Source organism: Bacteroides sp. OM08-11 (genome assembly GCF_003438665.1).
Classification (GTDB): domain Bacteria; phylum Bacteroidota; class Bacteroidia; order Bacteroidales; family Bacteroidaceae; genus Bacteroides; species Bacteroides cutis.
Genome location: NZ_QSTJ01000004.1, coordinates 338,826 through 362,301, shown reverse-complemented (window position 1 = coordinate 362,301; position 23,476 = coordinate 338,826). Strand labels below are relative to the sequence as shown.

At 41.0% G+C, this 23,476-nt stretch carries 15 protein-coding genes; 7 read left to right on the top strand and 8 right to left on the bottom strand.

What is annotated here, in order from left to right; genetic code table 11:
* Positions 1 to 18 precede the first annotated feature (18 nt).
* Positions 19 to 504 carry a hypothetical protein gene (locus DXC10_RS09960; protein WP_101544932.1) on the top strand — a complete coding sequence of 162 codons (486 nt, stop codon included), beginning with the start codon at positions 19 to 21 and terminating at the stop codon, positions 502 to 504.
* A gap of 164 nt (positions 505 to 668) precedes the next feature.
* Here the strand turns inward: DXC10_RS09960 and uvrA are convergent, their stop codons facing one another.
* From uvrA to DXC10_RS09940, 4 genes are all read right to left on the bottom strand, one after another.
* The gene (uvrA, locus tag DXC10_RS09955; RefSeq protein ID WP_101544935.1) at positions 669 to 3,461 is read right to left on the bottom strand and encodes an excinuclease ABC subunit UvrA; all 2,793 of its coding nucleotides are present in this window, start codon (positions 3,459 to 3,461) and stop codon (positions 669 to 671) included.
* A gap of 638 nt (positions 3,462 to 4,099) precedes the next feature.
* Complete coding sequence (locus DXC10_RS09945) at positions 4,100 to 5,167, bottom strand: BF3164 family lipoprotein (protein ID WP_117737794.1); 1,068 nt, start codon at positions 5,165 to 5,167, stop codon at positions 4,100 to 4,102.
* Positions 5,168 to 5,555: 388 nt separating this feature from the next.
* Positions 5,556 to 5,921 carry a hypothetical protein gene (locus tag DXC10_RS16330; protein WP_158557840.1) on the bottom strand — a complete coding sequence of 122 codons (366 nt, stop codon included), beginning with the start codon at positions 5,919 to 5,921 and terminating at the stop codon, positions 5,556 to 5,558.
* A 37-nt stretch (positions 5,922 to 5,958) separates the two neighbouring features.
* Positions 5,959 to 6,195, bottom strand: coding sequence for a winged helix-turn-helix domain-containing protein (locus DXC10_RS09940; protein ID WP_147331302.1), 237 nt, complete (start codon positions 6,193 to 6,195; stop codon positions 5,959 to 5,961).
* 473 nt (positions 6,196 to 6,668) lie between these two features.
* Between DXC10_RS09940 and DXC10_RS09935 the strand changes: the two genes are divergently transcribed.
* Both DXC10_RS09935 and DXC10_RS09930 read left to right on the top strand, forming a co-directional pair.
* Positions 6,669 to 8,630 (top strand): sensor histidine kinase KdpD, encoded by a 1,962-nt coding sequence (locus DXC10_RS09935; RefSeq protein ID WP_117737792.1) that lies wholly within the window; start codon positions 6,669 to 6,671, stop codon positions 8,628 to 8,630.
* 21 nt (positions 8,631 to 8,651) lie between these two features.
* Complete coding sequence (locus DXC10_RS09930; RefSeq protein WP_101544947.1) at positions 8,652 to 10,163, top strand: glycoside hydrolase family 10 protein; 1,512 nt, start codon at positions 8,652 to 8,654, stop codon at positions 10,161 to 10,163.
* A gap of 81 nt (positions 10,164 to 10,244) precedes the next feature.
* On the opposite strand, the gene DXC10_RS09925 is transcribed toward DXC10_RS09930, so the two are convergent.
* The 4 genes from DXC10_RS09925 to purL form a co-directional block, all read right to left on the bottom strand.
* A complete protein-coding gene (locus tag DXC10_RS09925; RefSeq protein ID WP_101544949.1) occupies positions 10,245 to 10,793 on the bottom strand; it encodes a chromate transporter in 549 nt (182 codons plus the stop codon).
* Between the two features lie 50 nt (positions 10,794 to 10,843).
* The gene (locus DXC10_RS09920; protein ID WP_101544951.1) at positions 10,844 to 11,392 is read right to left on the bottom strand and encodes a chromate transporter; all 549 of its coding nucleotides are present in this window, start codon (positions 11,390 to 11,392) and stop codon (positions 10,844 to 10,846) included.
* Positions 11,389 to 15,420, bottom strand: a complete 4,032-nt coding sequence (locus tag DXC10_RS09915; protein WP_117737791.1) for a hybrid sensor histidine kinase/response regulator transcription factor — start codon at positions 15,418 to 15,420, stop codon at positions 11,389 to 11,391. The genes DXC10_RS09920 and DXC10_RS09915 overlap by 4 nt, the downstream gene beginning before the upstream one ends.
* A 191-nt stretch (positions 15,421 to 15,611) precedes the next feature.
* Entirely contained in the window at positions 15,612 to 19,316 is a 3,705-nt protein-coding gene (purL, locus tag DXC10_RS09910; protein WP_117737790.1) for a phosphoribosylformylglycinamidine synthase, read from the bottom strand.
* Positions 19,317 to 19,675: 359 nt separating this feature from the next.
* On the opposite strand from purL, the gene DXC10_RS09905 reads away from it, so the two are divergent.
* The 4 genes from DXC10_RS09905 to DXC10_RS09890 are packed head-to-tail and all read left to right on the top strand — an operon-like array spanning position 19,676 to position 23,404.
* Positions 19,676 to 20,329 carry a LysE family translocator gene (locus tag DXC10_RS09905; protein ID WP_101544957.1) on the top strand — a complete coding sequence of 218 codons (654 nt, stop codon included), beginning with the start codon at positions 19,676 to 19,678 and terminating at the stop codon, positions 20,327 to 20,329.
* Positions 20,330 to 20,364: 35 nt separating this feature from the next.
* Positions 20,365 to 20,904, top strand: coding sequence for a DUF4924 family protein (locus DXC10_RS09900; RefSeq protein ID WP_101545132.1), 540 nt, complete (start codon positions 20,365 to 20,367; stop codon positions 20,902 to 20,904).
* Between the two features lie 49 nt (positions 20,905 to 20,953).
* Positions 20,954 to 21,808 (top strand): dTDP-4-dehydrorhamnose reductase, encoded by an 855-nt coding sequence (gene rfbD / locus DXC10_RS09895; RefSeq protein ID WP_117737789.1) that lies wholly within the window; start codon positions 20,954 to 20,956, stop codon positions 21,806 to 21,808.
* A gap of 21 nt (positions 21,809 to 21,829) precedes the next feature.
* Complete coding sequence (locus DXC10_RS09890; RefSeq protein WP_101544961.1) at positions 21,830 to 23,404, top strand: peptide chain release factor 3; 1,575 nt, start codon at positions 21,830 to 21,832, stop codon at positions 23,402 to 23,404.
* Positions 23,405 to 23,476 lie beyond the last annotated feature (72 nt).

Here is a 23,476-nt window from a genome sequence, read left to right as displayed (position 1 = left end):
CTTAAAAATAAAAACAAGATGAAAAGACTTGCATTACTTATTTGTCTGCTTGTTGCCACAATGGCTGTCCAGGCACAATTTGAAAAAGGAAAATGGTTTGTAAATCCTTCTGTAACCGGCCTTAACCTTTCATACAATACGGAAGCGGACAAGGTTAGTTTCGGTATTGAGGCCAATGGCGGTGCATTTTTGATGGATAATGTTGCCTTATTGGTAAAAGCCGGTGCAGGTTGGAATCAAGGAGATTTGCGAAAGGATGTTTATACCCTTGGTGTAGGCGGTCGTTATTACTTTGATAAAATAGGTATTTATCTGGGTGCTGACGTCAATCTGAATCGTTATGATTGGGATGGAGGTGACAGAACTCTTTTTGGATTCGGTATGGAAGCTGGTTATGCTTTCTTTCTCACGCGTACAGTAACCATTGAACCGGCTGTTTATTGGGATATTAATAAGGATCGTTCCGTATTGGGATTGAAGGTAGGATTTGGATTCTATTTCTGATGAATAAATGAAAATTTATTTCATCACAGAGGTCACTGATGGATTTTATTCAAACGCAGACTCACACAGGTTTTCGTGAAGAAAAAAAGGATTTGAATTTTGAGCTCTCTGTGACCTTTGTGGTGAAATAAAATACTCACACGAATGGAAGCCTTGTTCCGTCATTATACCGATAAATTATCATTCTCCCGTAACTTTTCTTTCAAGAACTGCCCCGTATAGCTTGCCGCACATTCCGCCACTTCTTCCGGAGTACCCACAGTTACAATGTTACCCCCCTTGTCACCACCTTCGGGACCAAGATCTATGACGTAGTCGGCACATTTCACTACATCCAAATTGTGCTCAATAATGACAATGGAATGACCACGGCGTATTAGGGCATCGAAAGCTTCAAGTAGTTTACGGATATCATGGAAATGTAGTCCGGTAGTCGGTTCATCAAAAATGAATAGAGTAGGATCTGCTTTTTCAATACTGAGATAATAAGCCAGTTTCACACGCTGGTTCTCACCACCGGAAAGGGTAGAGGAGGACTGGCCGAGTTTGATGTAGCCTAATCCTACATCCTGTAGTGGTTGCAAACGCTTTACAATCTTTTTTTGTCCATGCATGCTGAAGAACTCAATGGCTTGGTTGACGGTCATTTCAAGAACATCGTAAATATTGGCATCATGGAATTTTACTTCCAGCGTATCGGCTTTAAAGCGTTTTCCGTGGCAAGATTCACATTCCAGAACAAGGTCTGCCATAAATTGCATTTCTACGGTGATGGTACCTTCTCCCTTGCATTCTTCGCAACGTCCGCCTTCGCTGTTGAAGCTGAAGTGCCCGGCAGTATAGCCCATTTGTTTCGCAAGCGGTTGTTCGGCCCATAGCTTGCGAATTTCCTCGTATGCCTTGATGTAGGTTACAGGGTTGGAACGTGACGACTTTCCGATGGGATTTTGATCTACGAACTCCACATTGCGCAGGTTCTGTAAGTTACCGCTGATAGAGGCAAATTCACCGGGGCGGTCGCTACATTCATCCAATTCACGTTTCAAGGCACGATAGAAAATGTCGCGTACCAACGTGCTCTTTCCGGAACCGGATACACCTGTAACAACGGTCATCACGTTGAGTGGGAAACGTACATTTACTCCTTTCAGGTTGTTTTCGCGGGCACCTGTTATTTCTATATATTGGTTCCACGGACGGCGGCTTTCCGGAATTGGAATAGTTTCTTCACCCAGAAGATAGCGGACGGTGTAGCTGTCACTACCTTTTTGAATATCTTTCATATCTCCCTGGTATACCACTTCTCCACCCAGGCGACCGGCTTTAGGACCTATATCAATGATGTAGTCTGCCGCACGAATAATTTCTTCATCATGTTCTACTACAACTACCGTATTACCCAATTGTTGAAGCTGGCGCAACACATGTATCAACTTGTCGGTATCCCGGCTGTGCAGACCGATACTCGGTTCGTCCAAAATATAGAGACTACCTACCAGGCTACTGCCTAAAGAGGTAGCTAAGTTGATACGCTGACTTTCACCACCGGATAGTGAATTGCTGAGGCGGTTGAGCGTAAGATATCCCAGTCCTACGTCCAAAAGGAAACGGATACGACTGTTGATTTCCGTCAGGATGCGACGGGCGATATCAGTATCATGCTTATCCAGTTTCAGGTTGTCGAAGAATAACTTCAGTTCGGTGATAGGCAGGTCTACCAATTCCGAAATATTGCGTCCTCCTACTTTGACATAACCGGCTTCCGGTTTCAGACGGGTACCGTGACACGTGGGGCAAAGTGTTTTGCCACGATAGCGGGCCAGCATCACGCGGTATTGTATCTTATACTGGTTTTCCTGTAGCATTTTGAAGAAAGCGTTGATTCCTTCAAAATAACGGGTGCCTTCCCATAACATCCGTCTTTGCTCATCAGTCAGTTGATAGTAAGGCGTAAAAATAGGGAAACCGGCTTTCTCCGCGCCACGTATCACCATATCTTTCCATTCACCCATTTTCTCTCCTCGCCAGCAAACCACGGCACCATCGTAAACGGAGAGTGAACGGTTGGGGATGACAAGATGTTCGTCAATACCGATAACGCGGCCGAAACCTTCACATTCCGGACAAGCGCCAATCGGAGAATTGAAAGAAAACATCTGGTCGTTAGGTTCTTCAAAAGTGATGCCGTCCGCCTCGAACTTAGTGCTGAAGCGGTAGAGGCAGGTAGACCCGTCCGTTTGGTAAAAACGTAGCAGGCAAGATCCGTCTCCCTCATACATGGCGGTTTCCGCGGAGTCCGTCAAACGGCTGATTGCGTCTTTTTCCCGGGAAGCGGTCATACGGTCTACCAACAGGAAGACGGTATCTCCTTCTTCCGGGGTATATTCGTCGATGCGGATCATTTCTCCGTTCACTTCCAGACGGTTGAACCCCTGTTTCATGTCTATCTCCAGCTGTTGTTTCATCGTGCGTCCTTCGTGAAGCAGAATAGGGGTGAGCACAGTGTAGCGCGTTCCTTCAGGATGTTCCAGCATACAGTTCACGATATCTTCTGCGGAATGCTTTTTTACCTCTTGCCCGCTGATGGGGCTGAATGTACGTCCTACACGCGCATAGAGCAAACGCAGATACTCATAAATTTCAGTAGAAGTACCTACGGTAGAGCGTGGATTACGGCTACTTACTTTCTGTTCAATGGCAATTGCCGGCGGGATACCTTTGATAAAGTCGCACTCCGGCTTACTCATACGTCCCAAAAACTGGCGTGCGTAGCTGCTGAGACTTTCCACATAACGGCGTTGCCCTTCGGCATAAAGAGTATCGAATGCAAGTGATGATTTACCGGAACCGGACAACCCGGTGATGACGACTAATTTATTACGGGGAATCTCTACATCGATATTCTTGAGGTTATTGACGCGAGCTCCTTTTATGATGATAGATTTCTGTTCAGCCATAATTCTTATACAATACGCTTTAAACCGCAAATTTACTGATTTTTTTGTTGAAATAGAAATGAGGTGTAAGTAGTTTTATTGGAATTTAGGAAAAGATGTGTCATCTTCAATCTGTCAAATTGATTTTAAAATACTCCTTTTTAGGTGCTTTCTGTCTCTAAATTACCCGTTTTGCTGATATGATCACTTTCTGAAAAAACAAAAGCGTACGGTTAAAAGCATAAATATGCCGTGTTTTTATCGAATATCCACTGGTTTTTATACTTTCCGAGGGAGGGATGTTAACTTCCCACATGAAGGATATTAACTACCTATGCGAGGGATGTTAACTTCCGGCGTGATGGATGTTAACTTCCCTTCCGGGAAAGATGAACATTTCTCCTGAGAGTATCCTTTTTTTGCCGGGGAAAGGGTGTTTTTACATGGAAAGCCGGCTATGTCCCGTCTATTTGAGTTGTATATATTTCTGTATTCCGCTATCCATGAGGAAGATACCGTTTTCCGTTGGCATATTTCCACTCACACCTGTCAACGGGTGGAAATACGCTATTCTCGGAACGCGGGAAATTCAAAGTGTCAAGAACTTACGTCTTTGTCACAGCGGATGAAAAACATCCGCTGTGACGGATATATCAAAATCAGATAGCATAGTTTACTATGCTCCATCCACCCTCTGCATTTTTCACTGCGGCATACACAGTTTGATTAGTATCATCGACTGCAATATAATAAGCATCGGTATCTAAAATATACTTTTGTATGGCATTACCATCCCAATCAAAAACCAATATCACATTAGATTTTCGTCCTTTTTCAAAAAACTTTTTATCCGAATACAATGCATATATATACTTGGATGTAGCACTAAGATTTATATAACCCACGCTGCTATTTTCCGTTAAGTCCACACTTTGATATATTCCATCTGACATGGGCTTATATAGCGGATCAGCAAATCTTAATGATTTTATCAATTTGATTTTCTGACCAACTATTTCGACAATGTCTAAATTAGAGGAAAAGTTGACAGAGTAAGCAAACACATTCTTTCCGGGCTGCATAACTAAATCTCCTTGATTAGCCAAATACTTGGTATACATATTAAAAGCATCATCAGAAGCATTATAAACATTTATACCATAATCTAATATTTTGCTATTTTTATCAAACAGCAAATATTGATATTTGGAATTGTATGTTCCGGCACCCAAGAAAGTGCTGTCATTTATAGCAATAAGCCTTGATATTCGTGCATCCGAGATCTTATATTTTGCTAAGCGTACAGGGTGCTTTACCATACTATTATTACGAAGAGAATCAAGACTATATTTCATTACTAATCCTATTTGGTCATCAAATACTGAAAACTTTTTGTTCCGCAAATAGCCATAACAACCTGCGGGTATTTCATCAGGCCCCTGTCCTATAGTCCCAAAGCGAGTAATATATGCTCCCGTATTTTTATCAAACAGGGTATAACTTTCACCTGAATGAAGATCATAAACAATCAAATTCTCCTCATCACAAACCAATCCTTCTATCACAGCCAAAGAATCATCCGGAATATTACTCTTCTTTTGAGATAATAACCGGGATTCCGAAAATAAATCCAATACTGAATGAGGCTTTTCATTCTTACACGCTCCCAAGATGCATATAAATAGTAGTATGAGTAAGAAGCTGTTTTCTTTTGTCTTTTTTTTCATTATATAATATTATTAATAAATTTATCTGCAATGAGCATACCAGGAGATATACTCATTGCAAAAATAACTACAAAAGATTACTTACATACACCTCTTTATAATTATTCATTTTCTTCATACTATTTCTATTTTTTATTAGTATAAGATTAATCTTTTTATGATATATCACAAGCATAGTGCTTGCGTGCAAGAGACAAGATTAAAGAATCTTGGAGAACTTTTTTTTCGCCATATCTATCGAAATGGCAGAAAATACATTCCGATTTCAATTTTATTTTATATCTTTGCCAAGACCTCCTTTTTTGGTGGGTTTATGGAACGGACGGCACGCAATGCATCAACAAGACGTTCGCCGTCCGTTCCTCTTCATCTACATTAATATTCAATTTTATCCATACATGCTCTGATCGAGACTGTAGTGTCTTGCTACGAAATACACCTTAACATGGGTTGAAGGGCAATCTACAGTACCGGTTCCCACACAGTGAACAGGTTTGTCCCATTCACCTGATGCCAAAGCATCTATATTTTCAGCACCAAACTCTCCAAACAATCCTTCTTTGAATTGAATTGAAAAGAAGCCGCAATGGCTGCAATCAAAAAGATCCCGATAAATAAATTTTTCTTTTTCATACTTTCCAAGTTTTCTATGATTGATAATTTTGTTCCTAAGAAGTTGATACAAAGTTACAGGAAAAGAAAAGAAATCACCCAATAAAAAGCCTGACAAAGTCTGACATTGCGCAAAATACACATTTGTCAGGCTATACTCTAAAACTCCAATTATCGCTCTATTCTTCGATGGAATGGGGATTTTTTAACTGATAACTGTCATTTTCATTCATTATCTTCCAATCAGAAAGAGTAATTAAGTCTTTACGAAGTCTTTTTATAATAGTATATACCCTTGCGATGTCCACCGCATCCCCAGACCATAATAGCTCAATAATCTCATTGACAGATAATCTGCGTTTTTCTGCCTCCAAGAAACCCTGTAGCAATTTTGCCGGCATTGAAGTCAGTTTCACAAAGTATCCTTTCGGCTCAACACACCTGACCCTGTATAAAACCGCAAATCATCTTCCAACTGATAAATACGAGCCTGATCCTTTTCGACCATAACGACCGGCACTTTCTTTTCAACTACCACGGTAGCTTTCTTGACGAAGAAATAGCGATAAACCTTTATTATATATTCTTGTATAAAAAACAGCGGCTGAAGAATATCCGCTGTGGCGAAGCGCTCCAGATAAAGTAGACATTTAAACCATTTTCATCCCCACTACCTATCTGCCCCATACTTGGTTCATACCCAGCCCAATGCTATGGACACGGAGCAAATACGGCCATGGCACGTTCGGATTATAAAAAAACGGAGAAAAAGGACAAAAGCAGGGGGCATTTCCGGCAAGGTTAAGATTTGTTATACTTTCTGATATCTGCAAATTTACCTTAAATAAAAACGTTATTTTCGCATCATACACTTAATCTACAATCTGAAATGATAAAAGCTGCCGTAAAACGGTTTATTATTGTGCTGATGCTGGGACTGTCTCCTTGGGCTTTAAAGGCCGTTGATCTTCCTGAGGAAATGAAAATTCTGGCGGACAGTGCGCAAGGTTTATTGGGAAACAGCCGGTTGCCTGCCCTGAATGCCCAATGGATGGAAATAGCCCGGGAACTGAATGATACAACTCAAATGGAGGCGGCTTATGATAATCTGATATCACACTATTATCGTTTGGGAGATATTGACAGCTTAAAAGAGGCGACTTATGAGTATATGGATTGGTGTACGAGGTATAACAAGCCGGATATGCGTTATATGTACTGGCGCCAGTATATTCAGCGTGTAACAGAAAAAGGTATGCAGGAAGAGGCTATTGCCGAAACTGCCCGTTTACATCAAGATGCTGAACAGGCTAAAAGCAAATATGGGTTGGCATGCAGTGAAATGTGTATCGGATATAATCACCGGATATTTGCCAATAATGTGGAAGTTTGTATAGAATACTATAATTATGCGCTGAAGCATTTTGAAGAAGGCAAGTATTATAGAGATGTCTATGTGGTATTGCTCAACATTATCCAGACTTATCTTTCACGTAACGAGTATGTCGAAGGCGAAATATATCTGAATAAGTTGGAGCAACTGGAAACAAAGCTGAGACAGGAAAAGCAGAAAATAGACCCTTCTTTACATTTGCGTTTTAGTGAGTTCCGTGTAATCTGTATGTTGGCAAGTAGAGGGAAAATAGCCGCTGAGCCTTATATCAAAGAAACAGATAATTTTTACCGTCAAAATCCGGAAAGTACGATCCCTGAAGCATGGTTTGCATATAAAATAATGTGTTGTCGTATTTTAGGTGACTTAAAGGGCAATATTGCTTATGTCGATTCTCTAATGGCCTACCAACATTCTTTGGGTATTTGCTATCCTTACAATCATAGGATGAAAGCTGAATTGCAAGCGCAGTTGGGAGATTATCGTAAGGCATATCAAAGTTATACCGAATATGCCCAAGTCAATGATTCTGTACGAAAAGCAGAACAAGATGAACTGTTGAGTAAATATACAGCCAAATTTGAGGTAGACAAGCTGAAGATGGAGAAGTTGGAATTGAGTGCCAAATTGAATAAAGATAAACTGACAATTGCTTTGATAGCCGGAAGTGTGGTATTGATACTATTGTTGGTGATAAGTTATTTGTATATCCGTACTCTTTCGATGAACCGTAAATTGGATGCAGCACATAAGGCGGTGAAAAAGATGAGTAAAGTGAAAAGCTCGTTTATTCAACATATTACTCACGAGATACGTACACCTTTGAATTCTATTGTAGGTTTTTCTACTTTGCTGGCTGAAGACGAGGTGGAGGAGGACGAAAAGAAAGAATATGCCGCTCAGGTAGAGAACAATAATACTTATCTGTTGGGGTTGATAGAGAATATTCTTACTATGGCGGATATGGATTCATTGGTATTGGATAGGTCACGGGAAGAGGTGGATATCAGTATATGTTGTCAAGAATGTGCTGCTTTACTTCATCCGGTTCTGAAAGAGGAGGTTATATTAGAATGTATTCCTTCATCGGAGACTTTTACTATTTATACCGTTCGTCCCTGGTTGAAACTTGTGATGATGGCACTACTGGATAATGCTGTGAAGTTTACAAATGAAGGTTATATCCGTGTCTCTTGTAAACAAGATAAAGTTCGCGGGGTGTTGGATATCATTGTAGAAGATACAGGTATCGGCATCAAGCCGGAGAATAAGAAACGTATTTTTGAACGTTTCTATAAGGTGGATACTTTTATTAGAGGTACAGGACTGGGACTTGCCATAGTACAGGAAATTATGGATATGGTTGGTGGACGAGTTTATCTGGATGAGACTTACCGGAAGGGTTGCCGTTTTGTTTTGGAATGGCCAATGAGAGAAAAAACAGAATATAAATTATAAGTATAAAGTTGTAACTGAAAAATGAAAGTAAAATTCCTTTTATGTTTATTCCTCTTGTTGATGATGGCAGGAGGAATTTTTGCACAAGTGCAAATACCATCTGCATATCCTAAACGTGAATTTCGTGCTGCCTGGATTCAGGCAGTGAATGGACAGTTTCGTGGTATACCAACTGAGACCTTGAAACAAACATTGATAAACCAGTTAAATTCTTTACAGGGAGCGGGTATTAATGCCATCATCTTCCAAGTACGTCCTGAGGCAGATGCGCTCTACGCATCCCAATATGAACCATGGAGCCGTTATTTGACTGGTGTGCAAGGTAAGATGCCCGAACCTTTTTGGGATCCGATGCAGTTTATGATTGAAGAATGTCATAAACGGAACATGGAGTTTCATGCCTGGATAAATCCTTACCGGGTAAAAACCTCATTGAAGAATGAACTTGCTCCGACTCATGTTTACAGGGAACATCCCGAATGGTTTGTGACGTATGGTAATCAGATTTATTTTGATCCGGCTTTGCCCGAGAGCCGTAATCATATCTGTAAAGTGATAACTGATATTGTATCCCGTTATGACGTGGATGCTATTCACATGGACGATTATTTCTATCCTTATCCAATCAAAGGGACAGACTTCCCGGATGATGCCAGTTTTGCACGTTTTGGTGGCGGTTTTGCTAATAAAGCAGATTGGCGTCGCAGTAATGTGAATATATTGATCAAGAAGATACACGAAACTATTCGTGGACTGAAACCCTGGGTGAAGTTCGGTATTAGTCCTTTTGGTATTTATCGCAATGAAAAGAATGATCCGTTGGGCAGTAAGACCAACGGTTTGCAGAATTATGATGATCTGTATGCAGATGTGTTACTATGGGCGCGAGAAGGTTGGATTGATTATAATATCCCCCAAATATACTGGCAGATAGGTCATCCGGCTGCCGATTATGAGACTTTGGTAAAGTGGTGGGCCAAGCATTCGGAAAATCGCCCTCTGTTCATCGGGCAGTCTGTGATGAATACGGTACAGAATGCTGATCCGCAAAATCCGTCGATTAACCAGCTTCCCCGTAAGATGGCTCTGCAACGTGCTTATCAGACGATTGGAGGCAGTTGTCAGTGGCCTGCAAGTGCAGTGGTGGAAAATGTAGGTAACTACCGGAGTGCTTTGATTGCAGAGTATCATAAGTATCCGGCTCTTCCTCCTGTTTTTGATTTTATGGATAATGAAGCACCCGACAAGGTACGTAAGATGAAGCCGGTATGGACCGAGGATGGATATATCTTATTCTGGACAGCACCGAAATATGATGACGAAATGAATCGTCCGGTACAGTATGTGGTGTATCGTTTTGCTTCAAAAGAGAAGGTGAATATAGATGATCCGTCGCATATTGTTGCTATCACACGCAATACTTTCTATAAATTACCGTACGATAACGGAAAAACCAAGTACCGCTATGTTGTGACGGCATTAGACCGCTTGCATAATGAATCAAAATCAGTTGGGAAAAAGGTGAAATTATAGATATACACTCTTTATATGTTGGGGTTATACCCTTTGTTCCTTACTGTAATATAGTTAAGGGATAAAGGGTATAACTCTTTTTTAGTAGAGTATAAGTCCTGCAATTCCGCATATGATAATCATTAATATTGGATTGGCCTTGTATTTTTTCGTTCCAATAAAAACAACGAGAAAAATTATTACACTCATGATGAAAGAATAGAGGTCTTCCATAGGAGAATTGAAGTTTTCTGTATTCATCAATACCAATGCGGCAGATGCCAACAAGCCTACTACTGCCGGACGGAGTCCACTGAATACTGCTTCTACAGACGGATGTTTTTGATATCTCAGAAAAAACTTACTGATGGTGAGCATCAGGATGAATGAGGGTAATACTACTGCAAAGGTAGCTACAACAGAACCCCATATGCTTCCCGTTGCCGTGAAGCCTACATAGGTAGCGGAATTGATGCCGATGGGACCCGGAGTCATTTGGCTGATAGCTACAATGTCTGTAAATTCCTGTGACGAGAGCCAGCCATAACGAGTGACTACTTCACCTTGTATCATAGAAAGCATGGCGTATCCACCGCCAAAACCGAAAAGGCCGATTTTGAAGAAAGTATAGAATAATTGAAGGAATATCATGATAAGTGATTAATGGTTAGTGATTGGTAATTTATCATTGACGGAACTTTTTATTTCTTGTCTTTCCGATGTTTCCAACGTCCGAAACAGTAACCGCCCGCTCCGGCAGCAATAATGATCCAGATGGGGGAGAAGCCCAGTAACCAAATAAGCAAGGCAGAAATAACAGGTATCCAGATATTATAGCGATTGATCCGGGCTGATTTAGCCATGCTGAATGTGGGGGCGGCAATCAAAGCAACCACCGCTGGACGTATACCTTTGAAAATACGTTCCACATAAACATTGTCCTTGAAGTTATGGAAAAACAGCGCTATGGCAAGGATAATGAGAAAAGAAGGTAATATGGTACCTAAGGCAGTGATAATGCTTCCCCTCAATCCGCGTAGTCGATAACCGATAAAGATGGAAATGTTAACAGCAAGGATACCTGGAGCCGATTGCGATATGGCAAGTAAATCGATAAAATCTTCCTGAGCTATCCACTTACGTTTGGTTACAATTTCATTCTCAATCAGCGGTACCATGGCGTAACCACCTCCAATAGTAAATGCTCCTATTTTGAAAAAAATGGAGAACGCTTCGATATACATATTCATTTTTCTTCTTTTTCCTTTACTTCTTCTGAATCTTGTTTACCATATTGACTCGGACTCATATTGAAATATTTCTTGAATACCTCACGGAAATATTTGGCGTCGTTGAAACCTGTCATTTCCGCAATCTCGGTGACTGTATGCTTTTGCTCTTTCAGCAGTTTGGCGGCATATTTCAAGCGGATAAAACGTATGTAGTCACTTGGTGCCTGGTCTGTTAATGCTTTGAGTTTGGAGTAGAAGCTACTTCGACTCATATTTAGCAATTTGGCAAGCGTATCGACAGTGAAGTCGGAATTATCCATATTATCTTCTACGCTTTTCTTAATGGTTGCGATAAATTTCCATTCCTTATCCGAAGAACAGTTGATGCAATCGCTATGATTTTCATCATCGTCTAATTCCAAATTGGCATATTTACGACGCAAGATGGCGCGATTTACCAAGAGGTTGGCTATAGTGGCACGAAGAATTCCGATATTGAACGGTTTCACAATGTATTCATCTGCACCAATTTGTAATCCTTCGATAATGTTTTTATCTGTATTGAGGGCTGTGAGCAAGATGATAGGAATGTGGGAGGTAGTGATATCGCTCTTTATCACCTTACATAATTCATCACCACACATTTCGGGCATCATGATATCAGAAATAATCAGGTCTGGGAAATATTCTTTCACAATGATGAGCGCATCTTTGCCGTTACTGCATATTTGTATATTATATTCCTCAGAAAGGGAATTACGTAAGTAGTTACGTAATTCATCATTGTCCTCTACGATCAATATTTTCTGACGTTCTTCAGCTTCAAGAGTTTGTTGTTTCATGTTTTCGTAGATGCTACTGTCTGGCTGAGAAATACTGACTGGTACGCCAGCTTCCGAGTAAACCACTTTCTCACCCTTCAATGGAGGGCGCTGTATAGCTTTACGATAATATTTCTCTGCTTTCGGGAACGTAACCTTCATATTGGAACCCTTACCTTCGGTGCTGGTAAAACTCAATTTACCTTTGTGTATACTTACGAGTTTACCTACCAAAAGCAATCCGATACCACTACCGGTAATCTTGGAATTGATAGCATTGCTACCTCTGAAATGTATCTTGAACAGTTTCTTTTGTTCAGATGCGGGAATACCGATACCGGTGTCCTTCACTTCAATACACCAGTTGTCCGAACTTTCGCCTGCATAGATATGTACACTTCCACCTTCAGGAGTATATTTCAAGGCATTGGATATAAGATTTTTCAGAATTGAATCCATCTTATCCTTATCCAGCCAAACATTCAGATAACGGAAGTTCGTTTCATAAGTTAGATTAATATGTTTTACATTGGCGTATGAACGGAAGGCATTGACAGTTTCTGTCATATAGGCATTCAATTCATATTCGGATATATAGAGACTGGATGTATATGTATCGGCACGCTCAAAGTTGATTAAGTTTGTTGTCAAACGTAACAGGGCATTTACATTACGTAAGGAAGTATTGATATTATTACGTCCATTGTCGCTCAATGTCTCGCGATCGGCAATTTCTTCCAAAGGAGCTTTGATAAGTGTCAATGGGGTACGGATATCGTGTGCTGTATTGATGAAGAACCGTATTTTCTCATCGGATATTTTTCTTTGTTTACGCATTACAATAACGCGCAAAGTGATGCTTGCAATCGCTATGATGATTATGGCGTATAGTAATAAAGCCCATATACTAAGCCAGATGGGTTGTTCAATGATGATAGTCATCGCACGTTCTTCCAGAATAATGCGGCGATCTTCATTGGAGATGGCACGTACACGCAATGTGTATTCGCCGGGGCTCAAATTCGTGAAACGGATAATGTTTTCCTGTCCCGGACGGCTCCATCCGTTGTAAAAACCTTCCAACTTCCAAGAATATAGAATGAGAGAAGGATAATCATAGTTGATAGTCGAAACGTTTAAAGAAAATATATTCTGATTATATTTTAATTGTAAGGTTTTTGTTTCGTCTATATCCACCATTAATGGAGAACCGTTATCTTTAGGATAAACGGTTTGGTAGAATACGCGGAGGTCACTGAAGATCATCTTAAACTTATAATCACGTGGTAATACCATGTTTTTATCAAATTCAATGGCACCGTCCGTGCTGCCAAAGATGATATTTCCATTTTTGCGTAATGTACCCGAAGCTGCACTGAAGTGATCTGATTTTAAACCTTGTTCCTTAGTCCAATTGTGGAAAGTCTTTTCTGTAGGATTGAAACTGGATAAACCGTGTTCCGTGCTTAAGAATATATCTAGTTTCCCATCGGAGAGTATAGTATATATATTATTGGAAATAAGTGCACTGTTATCTTTATGGAAATGTTCAAACTTTTTGGTTTGAGGATTATAAATCAACAATCCCGAATTATTGGTTCCTATATATAATAAACCCTTGGGTGATTGATATAAAGAATATATATAGATCGATTCTACCGGCATTGGGATATATTGATATTTGCCAGTTGATTTTTCTAATAAGTAAAGCCCATTGGCAGTACCTATCCACATGTATTGGTCATTCTTCTCAATGATTCCCGTAATTCCGTCCAATCCGGGAATGTATTCTATTTTCTTATTTACGTAGTCTATCTTTTTGAGATTATAATAGCCTCCCGACCATATATTCCCTTTATTATCTTTGGTAATGGCACGGATATATTTATCCGGACGGATATTCAGATTACTAAATAAGGAAGGTGTAAAAAAGTCTACAGACAAATTCTTTTTATCTATTTCGTAGATACCGGAGCTGTAGCCTCCTACCCAAATGATACCAGGGCTTACCTCGCATAGTGAAATAAATGTGTGGTTTTGGTTGTGGTTATCCTTATTGAATACACTGAGGAAGGAATGCCATTGCTTTGTTTTTTCAACGTATAAACTTACTCCATTATTAGTGGCATACCACATGTCACCATCAGTATCTTCCATGACGGCATTTACTTGGTCATTGATAAGCGACTGGGAATTTCCGATAGAATGTTTTATCCATTTATAATCGTTATATCGGTTATTTCGTACAGTAATGCCGATAGGATAGTTGGCCATCCAGATTCGTTGTTCATTATCAACATATATATCATTGATGGTATTGCCGTTCATGGCATTATAACGATTGTAATCGGCTACAATGTATGGTTCGCATTTATAGGTGTCTACATTCATTTTGTAAACTCCTGCGCCATCGGTGGCGATCAGTATCTCATTATCACCAAAGATACAGATACGGTTGATACTAATATCTTCCAAACCAGATTTCAGCATGACCGTGTGATGAAGGTTCAGGTCATACACGAATATTCCTTTTTGAAACGTTCCAATAAATACTTTATTACTACCTTTATGGAAATAGAGTTCATTGATCTGGAATTGCAATGTATCAAGTTTGTCACAAGGACTGAGTGACAGAATATTATTCTTCAACTCTGCATAATGTATGCCGACATCTGTTCCAATAAAATAGTGTAAACTGTCTATCTGTACAATCTTTGTTATGTTTTCTTCAATAGCGTTTCGAATTACAATGGACTTGTCTGTTTTGCTATCATATAAGTATATGGCTTTATCATTGCATAACCATACGATATCATTATTGTCGATATAACCGAAAGTGACAGGAGTATGACGGTTTTTGGATTCACTGTCGGGTAACTTATATACCAGTTGGAAGCGATCATGCTTATTCTCATAACGAAACACGCGGCCTTTCTTGCCGATTTGCCATAATCTGTCTTGGGTATCTACATAGAGCCAATTTAAGTTCATCATGGAGTTGACTTCTTCTTCGCCATCCATTAACTTGTACTGTTTGAAGTCTTTACCATTATAGCGATCGATCCCATCGTGTGTCAGAAACCACATGTAACCTTTGGACCCCTTTTGAATTGCGTATACCCGTCTATTACTTAGTCCATCTTCTACACCAATATATTTATATGTCTGAGCGGTGCAAAAAAGTGAAGACAAAAGGTACACAAGAAAAATGAAAAACTTTCTCATAAATAACCTATTTAGGGTTTGAATATGATGATAAATTCTGGGGGGACTAAAAATTAACACAAAAGTAGTGAATTTGTTTATGATATGCAAAAAAAAATGGAGAATACGCAAGGAATAATAAGCAAAAACAGACGCGGATTATAGAAAAATCCGCGTCTGTAAGTTTCTGTGGAAAGTGATATAAAATGTTTTTATTTTTTCTTGTTTTCTACCCATTTACGTGCATTGACGAAGGCTTCTATCCACGGGGTAATCTGATCGGAATTTATGCGATCTGCAGGATAATAAGCATTCTGCCACGGGAAGATGGCACGTTCCAAGTGAGGCATCATTGCCAAGTGGCGTCCGTCGGCACTTGCTAAACCGGCTATTGAATAATCTGAACCATTGGGGTTGGCTGGATATTCGTCATAAGTGTATTTTAGTACAACGTTATACTTATCTTCATCGTAAGGCAGTGAGAACTTACCTTCTCCATGAGCTACCCAAATACCCAATTTACTACCACTCAATGAACCAAACATTACACTACGGTTGGTAGGAACGGTAACGCTGAGGAAACGGGACTCAAACTTGTGGGAGTCGTTATGCAACATCTTGCCTTGTTTCTTTAGTTCAGGATTAATAAGATTGAGTTCCATCATCAATTGGCAACCGTTGCAGACACCTAATGAAAGGGTATCTTCGCGGGCATAGTACTTATCAAGGGCTTCTTTAGCCTTCGGGTTGAATAGGAACGCGCCTGCCCATCCTTTGGCAGAACCGAGAACATCGGAATTGGAGAAACCACCACAATAAACAATCATATTTACGTCTTCCAATGTTTCACGTCCGCTGATAAGATCAGTCATGGTCACGTCTTTTACGTCGAAACCGGCAAGATAGAGTGAGTAAGCCATTTCACGCTCGCCGTTGGTGCCTTTCTCACGGATAATGGCCGCACGGATACCGGTTGTATTGCGACGGTTCGGATCAATTTCATACTGAGAGAATTTACCTTTGAATTGAGGCATAAAGGTTAAATCCATTGGTTGCATTTTATAGTTCTCGAAACGTTTTTTGGCACAACCGTTCATGGATTGCTTACGGTCGAGCAGATAAGAAGATGAGTACCACACGTCACGCATATAGTCTATACCAAATTGGTAGGTAGCGCCATTCTTGGAAACAAGGATATGGCGTTCATCTGTCGGCTTACCGAGTTTTACGTAACCTATACCGGCGTTTTCCAGTATTTGTTTTACTTCTTCTTTATGTTTGTCGCTTACTTGGATAACGATACCCGGGTTCTCTGCAAATAGAATTTTGATGAGGTCTTCTTCCTTTATTTTATCCAGATTGATTTCCATACCGCCTTCTACATTGGAGAAGCACATTTCCAGTAAAGTGGTGATAAGGCCACCGGCTGAGATATCGTGTCCGGCAAGAATTAAGCCTTTGTTCACTAATTCTTGTACAGCAAGGAAAGCATCGCGGAAGTACTCGGCGTCTTGTACGCAAGGCACTTCGTCACCTACTTTACCCAAGGATTGTGCAAACGCAGAACCACCAAGTTTCAGCTTGTCGAAACTGAAATCAATATGATAAATAGTAGTCTTCTCATTGTTGACGAGAACAGGAGAAACGACTTTTTTTACATCGGAGACTTCACCGCCTGCAGAAACAATCACTGTACCTGGAGCAATGACTTTACTTCCGTCGGGGTATTTCTGGGTCATGGAGAGAGAGTCTTTACCTGTCGGTACATTGATTTGTAGGGCACAGCAGAAATCGCTCAATGCCTTGACTGCAGTATAAAGACGTGCATCTTCGCCTTCCTGTGAACGGCAAGGCCACATCCAGTTGGCCGAGAGTGATACGCTGTCCAAACCTTCGGCAAGAGGAGCCCAAACAAGATTGGTCAATGCCTCACTGACGGAGAGTACTGAGCCGGCAGCCGGATCGGCAAGTGCTGCTTGGGGAGCATGGCCGAGAGAAGTTGCAATACCTTTCTCGCCACGGAAATCCAAAGCAACTACACCACAGTCGCTCAACGGTAACTGAAGTTCACCCAGACATTGCTGACGGGCAATTTTACCTGTTACGGAACGGTCTACCTTATTGGTCAACCAGTCTTTACAAGCAACAGCTTCCAACTGAAGTACGTTTGTGAGATATTCATGTAACTGTGGAAGCTCATATTTCGGCATTTCGTAATGGCGCTCCACAGTCTTGTCTACCATATAAGTTTTAGGAGAGGAACCGAACATTTGTTCTACGGCAAGATCGAACGGGCGGATACCGTCAGCTTGTTGGAAAGCAAAGCGATGATCTCCGGTTGTTTCACCGACTATGTACATTGGAGCGCGTTCGCGTTCGGCTACTTTACGTACGTGGTCAATTGCTTCTTCCTGGATGAGTAAGCCCATACGTTCCTGACTTTCATTGGCGATGATTTCTTTGGCTGACAATGTCTTGTCACCGATAGGCAATTTATTCATGTCAATTAAGCCGCCACATTCTTCTACCAACTCAGACAAACAGTTGACGTGTCCGGCAGAACCATGGTCATGGATGGAAACAACCGGATTGTTTTCTTCTTCACAGAGGGCACGCACTACATTGTAGGCACGTTTCTGCATTTCTGCATTAGCACGCTGTACGGCATTTAATTCGATGCCGCTGCTGTAGCGTCCGGTATCTACTGACGATACAGAGCCACCACCCAAACCGATTCGATAATTATCACCACCGATTACAACTACTTTGTTTCCGGCTTCAGGAGCACCTTTCAGGCAGTCACGTTGTGTACCGTAACCTACACCGCCGGCAAGCATGATGACTTTATCGTACCCATAAACTTCGTTTTTTTCTTTGTGCTCAAAAGTAAGTACGGAACCACAAATCAATGGCTGACCAAATTTGTTACCAAAGTCGCTGGCACCGTTGGAAGCTTTGATTAAAATTTGTTCCGGCGTTTGATATAACCATTGACGTACAGGTAAGATATTCTCCCATTCACGATCCTCGTCCGTACGGGGATATGAAGTCATATAAACAGCAGTTCCTGCAATTGGCCAGGAACCTTTACCGCCACCCATACGGTCGCGGATCTCTCCACCCGTACCGGTTGATGCGCCGTTGAACGGTTCTACAGTTGTTGGGAAATTATGTGTTTCAGCTTTTAGTGAGATGACACTTTTGATATCTTTCACCTGAAAATAATCAGTTTTGGAATGGTCTGCCGGGGCAAACTGTTCGATAATCGGACCTTCGGCAAAAGCTACATTATCTTTATAAGCGGAAATTATCTTATTGGGATTTTCTTGAGTGGTTTTCTTAATCATTTGAAAAAGAGAAGACTCTTGTTCTACTCCATCAATGATAAAAGTACCGCCGAAGATTTTATGACGACAGTGCTCTGAGTTGATTTGTGCGAAACCAAACACTTCGGAATCGGTCAGAGGGCGCCCAAGGTCTTTCTCTACTTTCTTAAGATAGTCCATTTCTTCTTTAGAAAGTGCAAGACCTTCTTTTTCATTGTATGCTTCCAGATCCTCAATGTGAACAATAGGTTCAGGCTGACGATTGGTTGTGAATACATTCTGATCCAACCCTTTATACATACGTTGCAACATCGGGTCATACTCTGCGTTTTCATCTTTTACAGGGAAGTACTCTTCAATGCGGGTGATACTTTCCAAACCCATGTTTTGGGTGATTTCCACGGCATTTGTACTCCAAGGAGTAATCATTTCACGGCGCGGGCCTACGAAATGTCCTTTCAGGTTGTCTTCACTTTCGGGGGTGGCTTCTCCAAAAAGCCAGCAGAGTTTGTCGCTGTCTGCTTGTGGGAGTTCGTGGTCACATTCTACGGCAATCACGCTCTTGGATGGGGTTCTGAAAAAAAGAATCATAGTTATATTTACGATTTTACGATTTTACGATTTTACGATTGAAGTTACTAAAAAATAGTTTCTTCATCTTTTCTTCCTGAGTGCAAAGATAGGGAAATCGAATGAATTATAATCAAGTTTACTTGAATTTGTCTGGTCGATAAAAACTTCAACCCTGAAGGATACCCTTTTTCCCTTACCTTTTATCCATTAGGAGACTAAAATATATTTGATGTTTTTGTAATGTAATTCTCTTAATATATCTAAACATATAAATATCAGGTCTGAAAAGGGATATTCTTTACTTTTAAGATCCTTTTCCGTCGAAAAAACGTTAACTCTATTCGTTCGTCTCATAAAAAAGTCCGATATTTGCAGGCATGATTCAGATAGAGACCATATTTGACATATTATGGAAAGGATTCATAATCGGTGTTATTGTGTCCGCACCATTGGGGCCTGTAGGGGTATTGTGCATCCAGCGTACTTTGAATAAAGGACGTTGGTATGGTTTTGTAACCGGTATAGGAGCTTCTTTGAGTGATATTGCATATGCTTTGTTGACGGGCTACGGGATGAGTTTCGTTTTTGATTATGTTAACAAGAATATTTTTTACCTGCAACTTTTCGGAAGTATCTTGTTATTGGTATTTGGTATTTATACGTTTCGCAGCAATCCTGTACAATCTATTCGTCCGGTTTCTACCAACAAAGGGTCTTATTTTCATAACTTCATCACTGCTTTTGCCGTTACACTCTCCAATCCACTGATTATCTTTCTGTTTGTCGGCCTTTTTGCTCGTTTTGCTTTTGTAAGTGAGGGAGTATTGGTATTTGAGGCTGTTACGGGATATTTTGCCATTGCTTTAGGCGCTTTAGCATGGTGGTTCGGTATTACTTATTTTGTAAATAAAGTTCGTACGCAATTTAATTTGCGTGGTATTTGGATATTGAACCGTATCATCGGAAGTATTGTCATGGTGGTGTCTGTGCTTGGGTTGGTGTTTACTTTGATGGGAGAATCTTTGTATTAGTTGATAAACGATAGTTGATAATTGATAATTTCCCGATGAAGATTGCAAAACAACTGAAAGAAAAGAATATTGCCGAATACCTTATATATATGTGGCAAGTAGAAGACTTGCTTCGTGCCAATAAGTGCGATATTGATGAAATACGTCATAATATCATTTCCCATTACGCAGAAGAAGAACGTGCTGCGTTAGAAGAATGGTATGCCAATCTGGTTGAGATGATGCGTACGGAAGGAGTGAAGGAAAAAGGACATCTGCAAATCAACCGTAATGTGATACAGAGTCTGACAGAATTGCACGCTGTTTTACTGGCTTCCACCCAATATCCGTTTTATAACGCCGCTTATTTCAAAGCATTGCCTTTTATTGTAGAATTGCGCCGGAAAAACGGAAAAGAGGATGAACCGGAGTTGGAGACTTGTTTCGAGGCCCTCTATGGTATATTATTACTGCGTTTGCAGAAAAAAGAAATCAGTCAGGGGACTGCCAAAGCTATGGAAGCAATCAGCAGTTTCGTTTCACTGCTGGCCAATTACTACGATAAAGAAAAGCGTGGCGAATTGGAGCTGGATTAAGGGAGAATTGTTCATCGTAACATTAATATTTATAAGTGTAACTCTTTAAATGAATATTTTAGTAACCGGTGCCAACGGTCAACTTGGCAATGAAATGCAGGTATTGTCGCAAGAAAATCCTCAACATTCCTATTTCTTTACCGACGTGCAGGAACTGGATATTTGTGACGAACAGGCAGTGCGTGCGTTTGTAGTAAATAATCAGATAAATGTTATTGTGAATTGTGCTGCCTATACAGCAGTCGATAAGGCGGAAGACAACGCTGAACTTTGTGATAAACTGAACCATGTCGCTCCGGGATATCTGGCCGCCGCCGCTGAGGCTTGCGGCGCTGCATTGATTCAAGTTTCCACGGATTATGTTTTTGACGGTACGGGACATATTCCTTATACGGAAGAAGTTGCCCCTTGTCCCAATTCCGTATACGGCTCCACAAAGTTGGCAGGAGAACAAGTTGTATTGAAGAATTGTAGCCGTGCCATGATTATCCGTACAGCATGGTTATATTCCATTTACGGAAATAATTTCGTGAAGACCATGATCCGTCTGGGACGCGAGCGTGAAACTTTGGGTGTTGTCTTTGATCAGATAGGAACGCCGACATACGCCAATGACTTGGCACGTGCCATTTTTGCAGCTATCAATCAAGGTATCATTCCTGGCATCTATCATTTCAGTGATGAAGGTGTTTGTTCCTGGTATGATTTTACTTTGGCGATACACCGTCTGGCAAGTATTACAACCTGTAAGGTAAGTCCATTGCACACGGATGAATTTCCGGCTAAAGCACCACGTCCGCATTACTCTGTATTGGATAAAACAAAGATAAAGAAGACATTCGGTATTGAAATTCCTCATTGGGAAACAAGCTTGGCTGCCTGCATTAAGAATTTGGAAAAGTGATTATTACTGACTAATTGATATATGGCCAATAACAACGAAATAGAAAGAAGACGGACATTTGCGATTATCGCGCATCCGGATGCCGGTAAAACGTCATTGACTGAGAAGCTATTGCTTTTCGGTGGACAGATACAAGTAGCCGGAGCTGTAAAAAGCAATAAAATAAAGAAAACGGCGACATCCGACTGGATGGATATTGAAAAACAACGTGGTATTTCTGTTACCACTTCCGTGATGGAGTTTGACTATCGGGATTATAAAATCAATATCCTCGATACTCCGGGTCACCAGGATTTTGCTGAGGACACTTATCGTACGCTGACTGCTGTAGACAGTGTCATCATTGTAGTGGACGGTGCGAAAGGTGTGGAAACCCAGACCCGTAAATTGATGGAAGTTTGCCGTATGCGTAATACGCCGGTGATCATCTTCGTCAACAAGATGGACCGTGAAGCGAAAGACCCGTTCGATTTGCTTGACGAATTGGAGGAAGAACTCTCTATCCATGTGCGTCCCTTGACGTGGCCCATCGAAAGCGGTGTCCGTTTCAAGGGAGTATACAATATCTATGAACATAATCTGAACCTCTACCAACCCTCCAAGCAAGTTGTCACGGAAAAGGTAGAAGTAGATATCCATACCGAAGAACTGGATAAACATATCGGTTCATCGCTGGCCGACAAACTTCGCGGCGAGCTGGAACTGATAGATGGAGTTTATCCCGAATTCAATAATGAAGAATACCTGAAAGGCGAGCTTGCCCCGGTTTTCTTTGGCTCTGCATTGAACAATTTTGGTGTGCAAGAGTTGCTGGACTGTTTTGTGGAGATTGCCCCGAGTCCCCGTCCCGTAAAAGCGGAAGAGCGTGAAGTGGCGCCGGAAGAACCTAAATTTACCGGTTTTATTTTCAAGATTACAGCCAATATCGATCCGAACCACCGTTCCTGTATCGCTTTCTGTAAGATATGTTCCGGCAAATTTACACGGAATGCTCCTTACTTGCATGTGCGTCACGGAAAAACGTTGCGTTTTTCTTCACCTACCCAGTTCATGGCGCAACGCAAGACTACCATTGATGAAGCTTGGGCGGGAGATATTATCGGTTTGCCGGATAATGGTACCTTTAAGATCGGTGATACGTTGACTGAGGGCGAAATGCTTCATTTCCGTGGATTGCCAAGCTTCTCTCCCGAGATGTTCAAATACATCGAAAATGCCGATCCGATGAAGCAGAAACAGCTTGCCAAAGGTATCGACCAGTTGATGGACGAAGGTGTGGCACAGTTGTTTGTCAACCAGTTCAACGGTCGCAAGATTATTGGTACTGTAGGCCAGTTGCAGTTCGAAGTCATCCAATACCGTTTGGAAAATGAATACAGCGCCAAATGCCGTTGGGAGCCGTTGAGCCTGTATAAAGCCTGTTGGATTGAAAGTGATGACCCTGAAGAACTGGAGGCTTTCAAAAAACGTAAATACCAGTATATGGCGAAAGACCGTGAAGGCAGGGATGTGTTCCTGGCTGATAGCGGTTATGTACTACAAATGGCGCAGATGGACTTCAAGAATATAAAGTTCCACTTCACCAGCGAGTTTTGAGCTATATGATTTTGGCTGACTCACGACTATGAATAATACAGGTCGAAGAGAAATATAACTGAAGAGGTACAA